Here is a 2,201-nt window from a genome sequence, read left to right as displayed (position 1 = left end):
TGCGGTTGTTACTCTTGGTGATGACTGTCTGAAGATCAATGTACCCAACGGTGTACCCATCTGCAATCGATCATTGTTGGTCGGTGTCGGTGTCGGTGTCGGTGTCGGTGGGGTCGGGGCCTCCGGCTTCGTCCGCGTTGTCGTCCTCTTCGTCCGTGGACCTGTCGCCGGTGAACAGGTGGTCCAGACGGCCCACGGCGTCCCGTTGGGTCTCGGGCATGACGTGGGTGTACGTGTTCATGGTCAGTTGGATGGTCGAATGTCCGAGTAGTTCCATGACCGTGCGCGCGGGCACGCCTTCGGAGAACAGCATCGAGGCGAACGCATGACGAAGATCATGTAGACGGAGCCAGGGGAGCCCGGCCTTTTCCCGAAGCTGATCGAACCGGCGGTTGACGTTCCGTGGTTCCAACGGGGTACCGATCGACGAGGTGAACACGAGACCCGTCTCAGCCCAGCCGTCTCCGCGTTCGAACCGTTCGCCCGCCTGCATCACCCGATGCTGACGCAGGAGCTCCACCAGCCGAGCCGCACTGTCACTCTGGATGGCCGACGTGCGCCGTCGGGACATGCTGCTTCGTTCATCATTCGTGCTCGGCGCACTCGCCGGCCCCAGCCGAGATTGGCTGTTGACCAGCCTGGACGCCGCCGACGCCGGCCGGCCCGCCCACGCGGACATGGCCGCGGTCGAGTCCATCCGCACCATGTTCGGCGTGTTCCAGGAAATGGACGTCATCCAAAGCGGCGGTGACATCGCCCGGCGCACCGTCGCCCAGTACCTCACCGAACACGTCCTCCCGCTCCTGCAGGAATCCCACCCCGAGCCCGTCCGCCAAGCCCTCTTCGAGGTCGCCGCCGAACAGACCTATCTCGCCGGCTGGATGGCGTTCGACTCCGGCCAGCACGGCATCGCGCAGCGCTACCTGATCCAGTCCCTCCGGCTCGCCGACGCCGCCGGTAACCGGATGCTCGGCGCCCATGTCCTGGCTGGCCTCTCCGACCAGGCAACCCAACTCGGCCACCCCGACGAAGGGCTCCGCCTCGTCCGCGCCGGCCGCCACGGTCTGCGTGGTCTGTGTGCTCCCGCCGCCCTGACCGACCTGTACGTGTTGGAAGCCCGCGCCCTGTCAGTCCTGGGCCGCTCCACCGACACCGCCGCGACGATCGCGCAGGCCGAAAAGACCTTCGATCTCATCAACCCGGCGAACGAACCCGAATGGGCAAAGTTCATCGACGAGCCCTACGTCACGGGGGAGATCGCGAACAGTCTCCGCGACATCGGCGACCCAGCCGAGGCCCACCGTTACGCCCGCCAGTCTGTCGAAGCCGCCCGCAAGCAGAACCGGGGACGCCGCGGGGCGCTGAGCCAAACTGTCGTCGCCGTCAGCTTCACCCAACAAAACGACCTCGAAGGCGCCATCACCGCCGGCCACACGGCGATCGACATCGCCGCCGGAGTCCCCACCTCCGCCCGCTACGTCACCGCCATGACCGACCTGCGGAAACGACTCGTCCCCTACCAGCGCGACGCCCACGCCCGCGAGCTTGTCTCCCGCATCGACCGCACCGCGCTTGCCAGCGCCGCGGCCTGACCACAACGGAGCCGACCGACGATCAGAGGCGCGGCCGGACGGACGACATTGGCTATGTACGAGGCTGACTGACTGCCGAATTATTCGTTTTAGGATCAAGGCGGTGGCGGTCCGCGCCGCGCGACCGGCTGCGCGCGGCCTGGCGGCCGTGCTCGCCGGGCGCGTCGCATCCCGCCGCCGCACAGAACCCAGGCCAGGAGTAGCAGGCACGCTGACCATTCTCGGTAAGCCGCGGCGCGCTGTTCGGGTCGACCGTCGCCGGTCGGGCGAATCCATACCGTACCGAGCGGCACGGATTCGCGCTGTTGGTCCTGTTCCGTGGTCAGCCTCACCGACCATCCGGATGCGTTCCACGACGGGCGCGTTCGCAACCAACGGAGACGATCAGCGCGAACGCCAGAAGCATACGAAAACCGAGCAATGGGCACGCCAGCGGGCAGCCGGGAGACAGTAGGGGTCGCTTCGCTCCCCGGACAGCCCGACCCCTCACCCTAGGCAAAGGCGAGACCATCTATGGTCGCCTTCCGAGAAAGCGGCAACAATTTTGGATGCCCATCGGTGGCATTGGTGGACTGTTCACTGGGCGGCGGACAACGTTTGAGCTTCCTC

Annotated in this window: 2 protein-coding genes; one reads left to right on the top strand and one right to left on the bottom strand. The window is 66.4% G+C overall.

The genetic code is table 11. The features are described 5' to 3' along the window. Positions 1 to 70: 70 nt before the first annotated feature. Positions 71 to 571 carry a tyrosine-type recombinase/integrase gene (locus NBW84_RS16865; protein WP_250285699.1) on the bottom strand — a complete coding sequence of 167 codons (501 nt, stop codon included), beginning with the start codon at positions 569 to 571 and terminating at the stop codon, positions 71 to 73. 58 nt (positions 572 to 629) lie between these two features. Between NBW84_RS16865 and NBW84_RS16860 the strand changes: the two genes are divergently transcribed. Then, positions 630 to 1,592: a hypothetical protein gene (locus tag NBW84_RS16860; protein WP_250285698.1), complete on the top strand. Its 963-nt coding sequence runs from the start codon at positions 630 to 632 to the stop codon at positions 1,590 to 1,592. The last annotated feature ends 609 nt before the right edge of the window (positions 1,593 to 2,201 follow it).

It is taken from the genome of Protofrankia sp. CiP1_Cm_nod2, assembly GCF_920664355.1.
Lineage (GTDB): Bacteria > Actinomycetota > Actinomycetes > Frankiales > Frankiaceae > Protofrankia.
This window is presented reverse-complemented; position numbering and strand designations above follow the sequence as displayed.

Excerpts from the sequence above, each read along its gene's own strand:
- NBW84_RS16865 (WP_250285699.1), bottom strand. The coding sequence starts at position 571 with ATGTCCCGACGGCGCACGTCGGCCATCCAGAGTGACAGTGCGGCTCGG.